Origin of the sequence: Mycobacterium fragae, assembly GCF_002102185.1 — a bacterium.
GTDB lineage: Bacteria > Actinomycetota > Actinomycetes > Mycobacteriales > Mycobacteriaceae > Mycobacterium > Mycobacterium fragae.
The window spans coordinates 306,996-319,551 of sequence record NZ_LQOW01000026.1 but is presented as its reverse complement, the minus strand read 5'-3'; the positions used below and the strand labels follow the sequence as shown (position 1 = coordinate 319,551).

Sequence of the window (12,556 nt, the reverse complement as noted above, 5' to 3'; positions counted from 1 at the left end):
CTATGTAACAAAATTCACACTAATCCCAATGAGACACGCCTCAAAGTGCGGCGGATGGCTCAGGGGACGTCAAAAACGAAGGAAGTCCAGCAGCAGCTCGTTGACTATCGACGGTTGCTCGATCTGGGGGCAGTGCCCGGCTGCCTCGACCACAGCCGACCGGCCGCCGGGTATCTGGTCGGCGATCTCCTTGGCCCACCCGAGTGGGAGAAGCTTGTCGCAGGCGCCCTCGATCACGAGTGTCGGGACCGAGATGCGCTCGTACGCGCGGCTACTCGACGGGTTGGGCGGCGGCGCGGCGCCGGGCCGGCGAAAGCGAGCCGCGGCGACCGCCTCCCACGCGCCGGGCAACGTGGCGGATTCGTGGCGGCGCCGCACATAGTCGTCGTCTGCCGGATAGTCCGGAGCATGGAAAAGCGCCTCGACGATCCGGCGCATGGCCGGCATCGTCGCGTCGTATTCGTACAGCGCCTCCATGTGATGGTTGCGCTGAATTTCACCGCCGCCACAGATGACCACCATGCTGCGCATCGGCAACACCGGCGAATCCGACGTGGCATCGGTGAGCAACATGATGGCGCCCATCGAGTTGCCGACGAAATGCGCTGAGTCGATGCCCAGCTTGGCGCAAAACCGTGCGACATGGCGGATCCGCATGCCGCGGCCGTCGTTGAAATCGATGACTTTGGCCGAGTGCCCGAAGCCCAGCATGTCGGGGGCCAGCACGCGATGGTGCGCAGCGAGCGCGTTGATGTTGCGCTCCCAGCCGATTTCGGCGCTGGCCCCGAATTCCCCGCCGTGCAGCAGAATCACCGGTTCGCCGTCGCCGGACTCCAGGTAGCTGGTGACCAGCCCGTCGACCACCGCGGTCCTGCGTCGTATCTCCATCGGGCGGCAGCTACCTGACGCTCTGGCCCGGGGCTGATCGCGCGAACGTCAACACCTGCGAGGCCAGCAGGTCAAGCTGACTCGTGACGGTCACGTCGGTCAGTTGGCCGGCCTCGTCCCAGATCTGATCGGCCGAGTTGATCGCCACCCCAAGCGGAGTGGGCCAGGCCCGCAGCGCATGACCGATCGATCGGAGCTGGTCCAGTATGCCCACCGCAGCCTGCCACCCGTAGGCGCAACTGATGCACCCCCACGGTTTGTTGTCGAGGTAAACCCGCGAATCGTCACGCATGTCCTCGATGTAATCCAGTGCGTTCTTCACCAGCCCCGAGACACCGCCGTGGTAGCCGGGCGACGCGACGACGACAGCGTCGGCCTGCCGCAACGCGCTGATCAACTCGACTGCTTTGGCCGTGCGGGCCGGATCGTGCGGATTGTACATCGGTAGCTCGATGTCCTCGCCGCAATACAGTTTGGTGCGTCCACCTTGGCGCTCAACGGCTTCCAGGCAGTGGCGCAGCGCGCGTTCGGTCGACGAATTCGACCTCAGGGTGCCGCCGATACCGACGACCAATGGCCCGTTGGATTGCGACATCATCGACCTTCCCTACTTGATTGCGATGGGATTCACCGGAGAGCCCACCGCACCAACAACCCTGAGCGGAGGGGCGACCAGCTGAAACTCGTAGATGCCATCGGCCGCACAGTCGTCCGCCAGTGCGGTGAGATCCCAGTACTCGCCGAGCATCAACCCCATGTCCCGCAGACAGAGCAGGTGCATGGGCAAAAATGTTCCCTCGACCCCGGATATCGGGTCTTCGACCATGAGATTGTCGGCGGCCACCGCCGCGATCTCGTGGTCGTGCAGCCAGGCGGCGCACCGCCAGTCCAAACCCGAGCCCGGCTCACCTCCGTTGCCGGTAGCCAGAAACCGCGCCCACCAGCCGGTCCGGATCAAAACGATGTCGCCCCGTCCGACCGTCACGCCCTGAGCTCGAACGACGTCGTCGAGTTCGCCCGGCGTGATCGGGTTGCCGAGTTCCAGAAAGGTGTCCACGCCGCGGTGGCGAACGAGGTCCAGCAGCACACCGCGCGAGGTGATGCCTTTGCCGTCGACCTTGTCGATGCCGCAGTGGAAGGCACCTAGGCTGGACACCGAACTCGCCGGGAAGCCGTTGTAGAGCTGGTCTTCATAGTAGACGTGGGACAGTGCATCCCATTGCGTGGCGGCCTGGAGCGGCATGATGATCATGTCGTCGTTGAAACGGAATGGATTGTCCTGGAAGTATTTACCGAGTTCTTTTGCGGCCGGGTTGCGGGCCCACTCCGGCCCGTAGCGAGCAAGCGCGTTCACGTCGCCGCCGTCCACCGTCATCAGGTGAATCGGGTTGTGCCGGAATAGGAATGCGCCCTGAGGGCCCGACGAGCCGAAGTCCACTCCAAGCGGAAACACCTTGCCGTGCTTGACCAGGCCGGCTGCTTCGGCGATCTTGTCCGACGAGATGAAATTCAGCGTGCCCAGCTCGTCGTCGTCGCCCCAGCGGCCCCAGTTGCTGACGTCGCGCGCAACCCGGCGAAAATCGGTCATGCTGGCCACGACGTCGGCCTTTCGTCGAGCTCGCGGGCAATCGCCGCGCCCACGTTTCCGCCGTCCACCCACAGTATTTGGCCCGAGATGTAGCTGGCGGCTTGGCTGTTCAGGAAGGTCAGGACGGCTGCCTGCTCGGCGGGGTCGGCGCTGCGGCCCAGCGGCTTGGGGATGTCGTCGAGATACTGCTGGCCGTAGGCGTCACGGAGCTGGTCGAGGATCGGGGTCTCGGTCACGCCCGGGCCGGTGCAGTTGATGCGAATACCTTTGGCGCCCAACGGCACCGTTTTCCTCATCGTGTAGAGGATGATGGCCTCTTTCGACAATCGGTAACCCCCATCGGCCAGTGCATCGGGATGAGCGCGACACCAATCTATCCCCTGGGCCATGGTCTGCGTAGACAGCAGGCCGGCTACTTCTGCTTGATGTTCCCGGTAGGAGGCGGCCGCGAGCGAGGACACGCTCACCACGCTGGACCCGGCCGGCATCGTGGGCGTCACCGCTTCGGTGAGGTGGCGTAGGCCGAGGAAATTGATGGTGACCACCCGCAGCGGATCACCGATCCCCGAAGAGACGCCGGCGACATTGAACAATGCATCGACCCGATCGCCGATCGACGCGACCGCGCGGTCGATTGACGCGGGTTCGGCAAGGTCAAGCTCGTGAAACTCGGCGAGGTCGAAACTCGGGCCCCGCAGGTCCAATCCGACCACGTCGGCTCCGAGCGCGCTGAGCTGCTGCACCACCTGCGCGCCGATGCCCGACGAGCATCCGGTCACCACCGCTCGCCGCCCGTCGTATCGCCACAGCTGCTCGATCTGTCTCATCATTCATGTGGTTCTCGGCTTGTCGGCATCCGGGTTTCTGCTGGCCCATCCTTCTTCCTTGAGTTTCTTCGCGGCCTGCTCGATCCCGGCGTTCATCTCGTCCATCGCCAAGGACACCTCGTTCGCGGTGTAGTGGTCTCGACCGGTGGGCAGACCGCCGAAGGCATAGCTCTCGTCGAAAGCCGGGGCCTGGGATTCCGGCCGGCGCGCCTCGACCTTTTCCAGGATCGGCTCGAGCCGCTTCGCCTTGTCGGCCCTTGCCTTCTCGTCGCGCTCGATGAATTCCGGAAGCACGAGCTTACCCATCAACTCGATCGATTCCATCGTCGCCTCGTGGGTGCGCGGGGTGAGCAGCAAGATGAGCTCGTCGACCCCGCTCTCCTCGTAGCCGCGCAGGAACTCGCGAACCGTGGCCGGACTGCCGATCGGCCCGCGGCCGGGCCCGTACGCGATCGTCGGATCCTTCTCGATGTCTTCGAGATATCGCTTCCAGACGCCCGTCCGCCCGGGTGTGTGGATTCCGGTCATGTAGTAGTGCATGATTCCGAACGCGAAGAATCCGCCGCCCTTCCCGATGCGTTCGACTGCCTGCTCGTCGGTCGGCGCGACCATCATCGACAGGTCACCGCCGATGGCCAGGATGTTCGGATTGGTCTGCGGCGTCACGGGCGCGCCGCGTTCCTCCAGTTCCTTGTAGTAGCCGTTGACGCGTTCGGTGAGCGGACCCGGCCCGGTGTAAGCGAAACTCAGCGCCCCGATGCACTTCTGCGCCGCCATCTGCACCGAGGCGGGCCGGGTGCAGGCAACCCATACCGGCGGGTGCGGCTTCTGCAGCGGCTTGGGAACCACGTTGCGGGGCGGCATCTCGACGTGGCGGCCTTTGAACCCGGTAAAGGGTTCTTCGATCATGCAGCGGATCGCGACCTCCAACGCTTCCTCCCACATGGTGCGCTTGTCGGCGGGGTCGATCCCGAACCCGCCCAATTCACCGACCGACGACGACTCACCTGTGCCGAATTCCACCCGCCCGCTGGAGAGCAGGTCGAGGGTGGCGATGCGTTCGGCGACCCGGGCCGGGTGGTTGACGGGCGGCGGCAGGTGCATGATCCCGAAGCCGAGGCGAATGTTCTTGGTTCGCTGGCTCGCTGCCGCCAGGAAGATCTCGGGCGCGGTGGAATGACAGTACTCTTCGAGGAAGTGGTGCTCGGTGAGCCACACTGTGGAGAAGCCGGCCTTGTCCGCCAGCTCGACCTCGTCCAGCCCGTCCTGGAAAAGCTTGTGCTCGTCGTCGGGTGCCCACGGGCGCGGTAGTGGAAATTCGTAGAAGAGCGAAATTTTCATATCGGTTACCTCCGTTGTGACGCCGATTCGGTAGTAGTGGTTCTGATTTCGTTTGCGATGTGTTTGGCTGCGACATAGCCAAAGGTCATGGCGGGCCCGATGGTCGCGCCGGCACCGGCGTAGCTGCGTCCCATCACCGGTGCCGCGGTGTTACCGACGGCATACAGGCCGCGCACCACGGTGTCGTCGGCTCGCAGTACCCGGGCGTATTCGTCGGTGCGCAGACCACCTGATGTGCCCAGGTCGCCGAGGACGACTTGGAAGGCGTAGTAGGGCGGTTTGCAAAGCGGATAGAGGTTGGGGTTTTTCAGGGTGGGGTCTCCGTAGTAATTGTCGTAAACGCTGTCACCTCTGTTGAAGTCGTCGTCGTGTCCGCTGCGGGCCAGCATGTTGAACCGCGCGGCGGTTTCTTGGAGTGCGGCCGGCGGAACCCCGATCTGGCTTGCGAGCTCATCCCAGCTGTTCGCCGTCTTGACCACACCGGACTGCAGCCAGGCGTCGGGGAGCTTTCGGCCGGTGGGGACCGGCGCGCCGGGAATCTTCGGTAGCGGAAGATGCCCGGCGATCACGTAGCGGTTCCACGAGCGGTGATCGGTGATGAGCCAGCACGGAATGTGCGTGACACCGGATTTCTGTCCCTCGATCATGGCGTGGCCGAAGTCCATGTACGGCGCGGCCTCGTTGATGAAGCGCTTCCCGTCGCCGTTGACAATGAACTGTGACGGCATCATGCGCTCGTTGAGCATGAATTGCATACGGCCGTCGGGCCATTGGATGGCCGGGAACCACCAGGCCTCGTCGAGCAGATCGGTGCCGGCGCCCACCTGTTGACCCGCGCGGATGCCGTCGCCGGTGGCTGCGGGGTTGCCGAAGCTCCAATCGTGGTCGACGATCGGCAGCTGTTCTTTGCGCCAGGCGAGGTCATGGTCGAATCCGCCGGATGCCAGGATGACGCCTCGGCTTGCGCAGACCTGTTGTGCTGTGCCGTCTTTCACGACGACCGCGCCGGTGACTGATCCGTTGCCGTCGGTGAGCAGCTGCGTCATCGGGGATTCCAGCCACAGCGGGATGCCGCGGTCCTTCATCGCCAGTCGCAGCCGTGCTGCCAGCGACTGCCCGATTGCTGCGATTCGATCGCCGAAGACACGCGCCCGTACCATCCGCCACACCAGCTTCACCAAAACGGCCTTGCCTGCCCAGGACTGGCGCACTTGATAAAAGGACCGAAGCTCCTTGGGGCCCAGCCAGATTCCACGCGGCGCCAGAGCCAGGGGCTGCAGCAGGTGCTGCTCCTCCTCCGCCAGTGTGCGCAGATCGATCGGAGGCACATTGATCGTGCTGCCCAGTTCCGATCCGCCGGGCAGCTCCGGGTAGTAGTCGGCGTAGCCGGGCTTCCAAACGAATTCGAACCATGGGCTGAGCTGCTCGAGGAATTCCATCATCTGCGGCGCCGCCTCGACGTACTGGCGGATCCGCGCATCGCTGACCAAACCATCGGTGATGCGCCGTAGATAATCGACGACGCCGTCCGGCGACGGCGCGTACCCTTCTCGGCGCTGTGCCGGTGCTCCCGGTACCCAGATCCCACCGCCGGACAGCGCAGTGGAACCGCCGAAGTAATTGGACTTTTCGACGACCAAAGTGTCCAGGCCGGAGGCGTCGGCGGTGAGCGCGGCGGTCATACCGCCGCCGCCCGAGCCGATCACCAGCACATCAACTTGGTGGGTCACGTCGTGGGCACCGCCGTTCGGACCGCGAATCCGGCGAGCAACTCGGCGGCCGCTTTGTAGTAGCGCACCCCGGTCTGATAGGGCCCCGCGGCCGCCAGCGCGGCGAATGCGGCTACCCAGGTGCGGATCTCGTGGGCGGAGTTGCCGCCCTCGTGAGCGATGAATGAGTTGGACCAGTGATCCAAGTCTTCGAGTTTCCCGTCGTCGACGATCTCCAGGAAGCGGTGATCCCACGCCGGGTTGAGCGGTTGCAGCTCGCTTGACCCGTCGGCGAAGCTCCTGGCCGCCTCGATCACCGCGGTCTGGCGGGCCATCCGCTGTTCGGAGGTCATGGGTCGGCCGTGCACAATGCGTTCCACCACAGTCGGATTGGCAGTCGCCAGGGTCGGTACCGGCGGATCATGGGACAGGCCACCGGATCCCACGACCAACACTCGCTTGCCCAGGGTGGCGAGGTAGCTGCCGACGGCAGTGCCGAGGGCGCGGCAACGACGCAAGGGCCCCAGCGGGGTGGCGACCGAGTTGACGAAGAACGGAATCACCGGCCGTGCAGTCGCTTTACCGAACAGTTTCTCCAGCGGCTGGACGGTGCCGTGGTCGACGTCCATGCTCGCCGATATCGCGATGTCGACGCCGGCGGACAGCACTACTTTCGCGCAGCCGACCGCGATGGCCTCGGGAACGTCGAGCGGCCCGGCGTGGGTTCCGTAGTCGCCGACGCCCTGCGCATCCGTGCCAATGCAGAACGGGGGCATCAGCTTATAGAAGAAGCCGTTGTAGTGGTCCGGCGCAAAGATGACGACGAGCTCCGGGTCGAAGCTGAGGACGAACTCTCGTGCCTGCGCGATCGCGGTTTCGATGTCATCAAGGAGGTCCTGCGACGGCCCTGGCAGATTCAGTAGGGGGCTGTGGGACATACAGCACAGTGCTAGCGCCACGGTTTCCTCCTGGTCTCAGGGTGAGGACGTCGAAAAGCGAAGTGCTCAGCTCGGGCGCGAGCTGAGCAATACACGCGCCGGCTATGCAACGATCGGGGCGCAAAAACAGCACGGACTCTTGGTGAGCGTCGAACCAGGCCTTCAGGTCACCGCTGCGATCGCCGACGATCGTGACGTCAGGATCGTCGTGTCCGGTCCAGTGCAACTGAGCCAGCGGCCGCACCGCCACGAACTTTGCGCCCAGCGCCTTCCAGTTTGCAAACGCTGTGGCACCGAGGATTTCGCGGAGATTGTTGTTCCAGCACAGTACCGCGAACCAGTCGCCGAGGACGTCGTCGAGCATGACGTTCTGATGTTCACGGGTATCGACGCGGGGTTGCACGAACAAGGTGCCGACGGGCGAGTCCGGTGCAGTATGCACGACGGCCCCGTGTTCGTAGCGCGGCATCGGCTTGAACCGCATCTCCAGCACATACCGCTTGAGCATGGGCACAATTGAGGCCGATCGCACCACGAGATCCCGGGCGACGGCAACACGCCGATTGGTCGGCGAGATGACGCGGCCCACCATGGTCGAGAGATCGATCATTGCCCGGGCGTGCTTGCGTCGTTCCACGTCGTAGGTGTCGAGCAACGCATCATCGGCGCATCCGGTCACCACCGCGGCAAGCTTCCAACCCAGGTTCGCCGCGTCCCGGATGCCGCTGTTGTAGCCCTGGCCCTGCCATACCGGCATCAGATGCGCGGCGTCGCCGGCCAGCAGCAGCCGGCCCCGACGAAACGCCCCGGCGATCCGCGAGTGATGGGTGTAGATCCGGTGCCGGATCACCTCGACACGGTCAGGATGGGGGACGAACGACGCCAGCATGCGCGCCAGGAACGCGGGATCCTCTGCGTGTTCGTCGGTCTCGTCGGCGTGAATCATGAACTCGAACCGGCGAATTCCGTGCGCTATCGAGATCGACGCATACGGGCGCCGCGGGTCGGCGCCGACCTCGCTGTTCGGGTGACCGAGCGGATCGTTGGCGATGTCGACCACCAGCCAGCGCGTCGGCGAGGTGGTGCCGTCGAAGGACACACCCATCAGTCGCCGGGTCGCGCTTCGCCCGCCGTCACAGCCAACGACGTAGCGCGCCCGCACACTCGTGTCACCTCCGCCGCCGAGCTCGACGGTGACCGCGTCGCCTGTCTCGGTGCAGGAAATCATCGGACGGCCCCACCACACCTCGACGTGGTCGAATCTGTCCAAGCCGCCGAGCAATTCGGCGTCGACCAGCGGCTGTACGAAACCGTTGCGTTTGGGCCAGCCGAAACGGGCGTCGGCCGGGGCCATTTCGGCCAGCAGCCGATGCTTGGCGTCGAAGAACCGCAGAATCTGGTTCGGCACAGTGTGCGGCAGGATGCGGTCGACCAAACCGATCGCCTGGAAGGTGCGCAGCGCCTCGTCGTCCAGACCGACCCCGCGCGGGTAGTCGATGAGCGTCTCGCGCTCCTCGACCACCACGGTCCGCACTCCTTGCAGCCCAAGGATATTGGCCAACGTCAACCCGACCGGGCCGGCCCCGACCACGACGACGTCAACGTCTTGTGTCACCTCAGCGCCCCAACAGGAAATCGAGATGTAGGCGGTTGAAGGTCTTGGGGTCCTCGTATTGCGGCCAGTGACCGCAACCGGGCATCACCTCGAATCGCGCGCCGGGGATCATCGACGCGATGCGGCGGCCCTCGGTGACATCGGCGGTCGGGTCATCGCTGGTCCACAACACCAGCGTGGGCGCGGTGATCGCCCCGTACTCGTTGGGGCCCAGCAGGTTTCGCGCCCGGATCTGCGGGTCCTGCAACGCCATGATGTCGCGCATCGCGGCGACGAAATCCGGTTGTCGGTACACCCGCTGCCGGCTTGCCACGAGGTCGTCGTAGTCCTTGGACTTGTCCGCCATCAGCCACTTGATCCGGGCCTGCACGGTTTCCCAGGTCGGGTTTTCGGCGGCCGCCATGGATAGCGTGATGATCCGCTGCATCACCTCGGGATCGGCCTGCGAGCCGCCGGCGGTGTTGAGCACGAGGCGCTCGACCCTGTCGGGATGGTCGACGGCGGCGCGCGCCGCCACCCAGCCGCCCAGCGATTCGCCGGACAGGTGGGCTCGCTTCGCGCCGATCGCATCGAGGACCGCCATCAGATGCTCGACATAGTGCGGTATCTCCAGCGGATGGCCGGGCTTGTCGGTGTAGCCGTGCCCGAGCATGTCGATCGACCAGGTCGAGAAGTGCTCGGCGTGCGCCTCCAGGTTGCGGACGTAAGCCTCGGCGTGGCCGCCCGATCCGTGCAGCAGGATCAGAACCGGCTTGTCATCCGCGTCGCCGGCGTGCAGATAGCGGGTTCGCACGCCGCCGGCGTCCAGGTAGCCCTGCTCGAACGGGACGCCCTGCAGATCACTCCACACGCTCTCGTGCTCGGCCACCGGTTCCTCTCGGGTAGTCAGTGTGCTAAAATCGCACAGCGATGTGCACTATGTATAGAGCATCACTCTCAGCTGGGTCCCTGTCAAGGGAAGCGACGAGGCCGTGAACGGTTCTCAGACCCTGGCCAGGGGCCTCAACGCGCTGCAACTGGTGGCCGACTCTCCGTCGGGAATGACCGTGCAACAGGTCGCCGACGGGGTTGGGGTGCATCGGACAATCGCCTACCGGCTTCTCGCGACGCTGACCCAGTTCAGGTTCGTGGCCAAGGGCGAGGACGGCCGTTACCGTCCGGCTGCGGGCCTGGCGGTGCTCGGCGCGTCGTTCGACCGCAATGTGCGACAGCTCAGTGTGCCGACCCTGCGCGCGCTCGCCGACGATCTGGGCACCACGGTGTCGCTGTTGGTCGCCGAGGGCGACCAGCAGGTGGCCGTTGCGGTGATCGTCCCCACCCAGGTCGCCTACCAACTGGCCTTCCACGAGGGCAGCCGCTATCCGTTGAATCGCGGCGCCGCCGGTATCGCGTTGCTGGCGAGCATGCCGCCGCGCTCGGGGGAACGCGACCTGGTTGCGGTTGCCCGCGAGCAAGGTTGGGTGATCACCCACGGAGAGATCGAGCCGAATACGTACGGTCTGGCCGTTGCGGTCCGCCGCGAGCCCCCGTCGCCGCCGACATGTATCAACCTGATCTCGCACCGGGAAGACGTCGTGATGCGCGGCAAGGACGCAGTCATCAAGGCGGCCAAGGAATTATCGGCGATACTCAGCTGAAGGGACTGTTGATGCCGGCTTGGGACCATGAAGTCGACGTCGTCGTGCTGGGCAGCGGCGCTGCGGCCCTCACCGCCGCGCTGACGGCCGCCGCCAACGGCGCCTCGGTCGCGGTCTACGAAAAGGCCGCGACCGTCGGCGGCACGACGGCGGTGTCGGGCGGCGTGGTGTGGATCCCCGCACATAACCGTTCGCCGGACGGGGAATTGACGGTGGCTGACGCGTTGAGCTACCTGCGTGCGCAGTCGCATGGTTCGATGGACGACGCCCTGGTCGAGACGTTCGTGCGGACCGGCCCGTCGATGCTCGACTTCGTCGAGGCGCACAGCGATTTGCGTTTCGAGATCGCGACGGGCTTTCCGGACTACAAACCGGAGCTGCCGGGCGGGCGCCCTTCTGGGGGGCGGTCTTTCAGCGCGGTCCCCTACGATCTCGCACAGCTCGGCGAATGGCGGACGAGGATCACGTCGTTTCCCGCGGATTGGTCCAACGTCGGTTTCGACGCCGAGACCAGGGCCAGGTTGCACGCGGAGGTCGACGAGAGCGCCACCGACTTGTGCGTGGCGGGCACGGCGCTGATCGCCGGGTTGCTGAAGGGACTGCTGGACTTGGGCGTGACGCCGCGCACCGGGTCGCGGGCCGACGAGCTGCTCGGCGAGGATGGCGTGATCGTCGGAGTCCGCATTGACTGCGCCGGGCAGCAGGTAAACGTGCGTGCGCGGCGCGGCGTCATCCTGGGCACCGGCGGCTTCGAGTGGAACCCGGTGCTGGTCAACGCTTTTCTGCGCGGGCCGATGCACGGCCCGGTGTCGCCGCCGCACAATACCGGCGACGGCTTGCGGATGGCGATGGCTCACGGCGCCGACCTTGCCAACATGGGCGAGGCGTGGTGGGTGCCGATCGTGCAGATCCCCGGCGACACGATCGACGGCAAGCAGCGCAGCCGCAGCGTCCGGCTGGAACGAACCCGTCCGCGCAGCATCATCGTCAACCGGGCCGGACGGCGGTTCGTCAACGAGGCGTGCGATTACAACTCGATGGCGGGCGCTTTTCACTACCTCGACCCGCGCGACGGCTACGTCAACGACCCGGCATGGATCGTCTTCGACTCACTTCACCTCAAACGCTACGGATTTTTGGGGGTCGCACCGGGAGAACCGGTTCCGGACTGGTTCTGCGCCTCGGCCGATCTCGCCGAGCTGGCCGCCAACACCGGCATCGCATGCGACGGGCTCACCCGCACGATCGAGAACTGGAACCGCAACGTCGGACAGGGATCGGATCCCGACTTCGGCCGTGGCTCGAGCGCATACGACGGGTATTGGGGCGACGAACGCGCGACGACACTGGCCGGCAAAACGCTGGGCCCGGTCGACACCGCGCCCTATCATGCGGTCCCCGTATCGGTGGGCGCGATGGGAACCAAGGGCGGGCCGCGCACCGACCGCGACGGACGCGTCTTGCACGTCAAGGGCGCTCCGATACCGGGCCTGTTCGCCGCCGGCAACGCGATGGCCGGGGTGACCGGTCGGGCCTACGGGGGCGCTGGCGGGACCATCGGCCCGGCAATGGTTTTCGGCTTCCGCGCCGGTTACTCCGCGGCGACGGGCGGGTCCGTGGACTAGCTGAACGCCTTGGTGATGGCCGCCATGTCGAAGTAGTCTCGCCACGCCGCGATCTTGCCATCTTGCACCTCGAAAACGCCCATCACCGGCAGTGGTATTTCGCCGCCGTCCTTGCGGTGCATTACGTCGGTGCGTTCGTTCATCACCAGCGTGCCGTCGCTGACCTGCCGGTGAACTTGAAAGTCGATCCCGTCGAAGGCGGCGGTGAATCCGGCGATGAACTCCTTGATCGCCTGGCGTCCTTGCACCGGATCCATTGGAATATTGTGGTACACAGCATCTTCGGCGAAGTATCCGGCCAGCTCGTCCGGATTCGGAGATGCCCACTGCTTGCAGAACTCGGTGATCAGTTCATCGGCGGAGCGTGTCATATGGATCAAGTCCTTCC

Annotated in this window: 12 protein-coding genes; 2 read left to right on the top strand and 10 right to left on the bottom strand. The window is 65.3% G+C overall.

From position 1 onward, the window contains the following. Positions 1 to 69: 69 nt before the first annotated feature. From AWC06_RS16025 to AWC06_RS15985, 9 genes are read right to left on the bottom strand one after another with little or no spacing between them, the layout of a single operon-like run. Positions 70 to 888 carry an alpha/beta fold hydrolase gene (locus AWC06_RS16025; protein ID WP_085198958.1) on the bottom strand — a complete coding sequence of 273 codons (819 nt, stop codon included), beginning with the start codon at positions 886 to 888 and terminating at the stop codon, positions 70 to 72. A gap of 10 nt (positions 889 to 898) precedes the next feature. Continuing rightward, positions 899 to 1,483, bottom strand: coding sequence for an NADPH-dependent FMN reductase (locus AWC06_RS16020; protein ID WP_085198957.1), 585 nt, complete (start codon positions 1,481 to 1,483; stop codon positions 899 to 901). A gap of 12 nt (positions 1,484 to 1,495) precedes the next feature. Further along, on the bottom strand, positions 1,496 to 2,485 hold the full coding sequence (locus AWC06_RS16015) for a cyclase family protein (protein ID WP_085198956.1): 990 nt from the start codon (positions 2,483 to 2,485) through the stop codon (positions 1,496 to 1,498). Next, entirely contained in the window at positions 2,473 to 3,303 is an 831-nt protein-coding gene (locus AWC06_RS16010) for a coniferyl-alcohol dehydrogenase (protein WP_085199050.1), read from the bottom strand. The genes AWC06_RS16015 and AWC06_RS16010 overlap by 13 nt, the downstream gene beginning before the upstream one ends. A gap of 3 nt (positions 3,304 to 3,306) precedes the next feature. Next, positions 3,307 to 4,644, bottom strand: coding sequence for an LLM class flavin-dependent oxidoreductase (locus tag AWC06_RS16005; protein WP_085198955.1), 1,338 nt, complete (start codon positions 4,642 to 4,644; stop codon positions 3,307 to 3,309). A gap of 5 nt (positions 4,645 to 4,649) precedes the next feature. Then, entirely contained in the window at positions 4,650 to 6,404 is a 1,755-nt protein-coding gene (locus tag AWC06_RS16000) for an FAD-binding protein (RefSeq protein WP_372458103.1), read from the bottom strand. Further along, the gene (locus AWC06_RS15995) at positions 6,371 to 7,291 is read right to left on the bottom strand and encodes a 3-carboxyethylcatechol 2,3-dioxygenase (protein ID WP_244899100.1); all 921 of its coding nucleotides are present in this window, start codon (positions 7,289 to 7,291) and stop codon (positions 6,371 to 6,373) included. The genes AWC06_RS16000 and AWC06_RS15995 overlap by 34 nt, the downstream gene beginning before the upstream one ends. Beyond that, entirely contained in the window at positions 7,239 to 8,927 is a 1,689-nt protein-coding gene (locus tag AWC06_RS15990; RefSeq protein WP_085198953.1) for a bifunctional 3-(3-hydroxy-phenyl)propionate/3-hydroxycinnamic acid hydroxylase, read from the bottom strand. Before AWC06_RS15990 ends, AWC06_RS15995 begins: the two co-directional genes overlap by 53 nt. Next, positions 8,908 to 9,774 carry an alpha/beta fold hydrolase gene (locus tag AWC06_RS15985; protein ID WP_085198952.1) on the bottom strand — a complete coding sequence of 289 codons (867 nt, stop codon included), beginning with the start codon at positions 9,772 to 9,774 and terminating at the stop codon, positions 8,908 to 8,910. The genes AWC06_RS15990 and AWC06_RS15985 overlap by 20 nt, the downstream gene beginning before the upstream one ends. A gap of 103 nt (positions 9,775 to 9,877) precedes the next feature. Here AWC06_RS15985 and AWC06_RS15980 point away from each other — a divergent pair, with 103 nt between their 5' ends. Together AWC06_RS15980 and AWC06_RS15975 are read left to right on the top strand one after the other, a co-directional pair. Then, positions 9,878 to 10,543 carry an IclR family transcriptional regulator gene (locus tag AWC06_RS15980; RefSeq protein WP_227371048.1) on the top strand — a complete coding sequence of 222 codons (666 nt, stop codon included), beginning with the start codon at positions 9,878 to 9,880 and terminating at the stop codon, positions 10,541 to 10,543. Between the two features lie 11 nt (positions 10,544 to 10,554). Beyond that, positions 10,555 to 12,168, top strand: coding sequence for an FAD-dependent oxidoreductase (locus tag AWC06_RS15975; protein ID WP_085198950.1), 1,614 nt, complete (start codon positions 10,555 to 10,557; stop codon positions 12,166 to 12,168). On the opposite strand, the gene AWC06_RS15970 is transcribed toward AWC06_RS15975, so the two are convergent. Then, positions 12,165 to 12,539 (bottom strand): nuclear transport factor 2 family protein, encoded by a 375-nt coding sequence (locus AWC06_RS15970; protein ID WP_085198949.1) that lies wholly within the window; start codon positions 12,537 to 12,539, stop codon positions 12,165 to 12,167. The genes AWC06_RS15975 and AWC06_RS15970 overlap by 4 nt on opposite strands. Between the last annotated feature and the right edge of the window lie 17 nt (positions 12,540 to 12,556).

Excerpts from the sequence above, each read along its gene's own strand:
- AWC06_RS16010 (WP_085199050.1), bottom strand. The coding sequence starts at position 3,303 with ATGAGACAGATCGAGCAGCTGTGGCGATACGACGGGCGGCGAGCGGTG.
- AWC06_RS16020 (WP_085198957.1), bottom strand. The coding sequence starts at position 1,483 with ATGTCGCAATCCAACGGGCCATTGGTCGTCGGTATCGGCGGCACCCTG.
- AWC06_RS16025 (WP_085198958.1), bottom strand. The coding sequence starts at position 888 with ATGGAGATACGACGCAGGACCGCGGTGGTCGACGGGCTGGTCACCAGC.
- AWC06_RS16005 (WP_085198955.1), bottom strand. The coding sequence starts at position 4,644 with ATGAAAATTTCGCTCTTCTACGAATTTCCACTACCGCGCCCGTGGGCA.
- AWC06_RS15995 (WP_244899100.1), bottom strand. The coding sequence starts at position 7,291 with ATGTCCCACAGCCCCCTACTGAATCTGCCAGGGCCGTCGCAGGACCTC.
- AWC06_RS15970 (WP_085198949.1), bottom strand. The coding sequence starts at position 12,539 with ATGACACGCTCCGCCGATGAACTGATCACCGAGTTCTGCAAGCAGTGG.
- AWC06_RS15975 (WP_085198950.1), top strand. The coding sequence starts at position 10,555 with ATGCCGGCTTGGGACCATGAAGTCGACGTCGTCGTGCTGGGCAGCGGC.